Annotated in this window: 1 protein-coding gene; it reads left to right on the top strand. The window is 66.2% G+C overall.

Annotation, left to right across the window (positions count from 1 at the left end; genetic code table 11):
- Window positions 1–957: polyketide synthase dehydratase domain-containing protein (locus tag ON44_RS33670; protein ID WP_040698046.1), on the top strand; the 957-nt coding region annotated here is incomplete at both ends.

Below are 957 nucleotides of genomic sequence, written 5' to 3'. Positions count from 1 at the left end.
CTCGCTGCACACCCATCCGTGGCTGGCCGACCATGCCGTGGGCGGTGTGGTGTTGGTTCCGGGGACCGGGCTGGTGGAACTGGTGATCCGTGCCGGTGACGAGGCCGGGTGCGGGGTGGTACGGGAACTGACGTTGCTCGCGCCCCTGACACTGCCGACCGACGGCGGGACCGCCGTGCAGGTCCTCGTCGGTGCGCTCGAATCGTCCGGGACTCGGACGGTGTCGGTGTACTCGCAAACCCGAGACCAGGAGTGGGTGTTGAACGCCCAAGGCCTGCTCCAAACCCAGAGCGCCACAACACCACACGACGTGGACACCGAGTTGGCGGCATGGCCACCAGCGGGCGCGGTGCAAGCCGACACCAGCAGCCTCTACCAGCAACTGGCCGAGGACGGGTACGGCTACGGTCCCGCATTCCAAGGCTTGGAATCGGTCTGGCGCACCGGACAGGACTGGCTCGTGCAAGCCACCCTCCCCGAAACCGGCGGTGACGCACACCACTACGGACTACACCCCGCCCTGCTCGATACCGTCCTGCACGCCATGACCACCGGCCACGACACCAGTGCGGGTCCGTTGCTGCCCTTCGCATGGGAAGCAGTGCAGTTGCATGCAGTCGGGGCCTCGACCGTGCGCGCCAGAATCACCCCCCACGGCCACAACACGGTACAGGTGACGGTGACCGATCCTGCGGGTCGACCGGTCCTGACGATCGGATCGCTGACACTGCGTCCAGCACAACTAGACCAGCTGACAGCCGCGGCAGGTACCGGGGATCGGCTGCTCACCGTGCACTGGACACCCACGACCACATCTAGGCAGCCGCAGGACGTGGCATATACCGAGTGGACCGATCTGCAAGCCGAGTCCACCGACCCTGAGTCCGCCGACCAACCGGCACCACAGGTCGTAGTGCTGGACTGCCGTGATAAGGAAAACGGCACCGATGTGCTGGT

Source organism: Nocardia vinacea NBRC 16497, from assembly GCF_000308835.1.
Lineage (GTDB): Bacteria > Actinomycetota > Actinomycetes > Mycobacteriales > Mycobacteriaceae > Nocardia > Nocardia vinacea.
The sequence above is the reverse complement of the archived record's forward strand: the minus strand, read 5'-3'. Positions and strand labels throughout refer to the sequence as shown.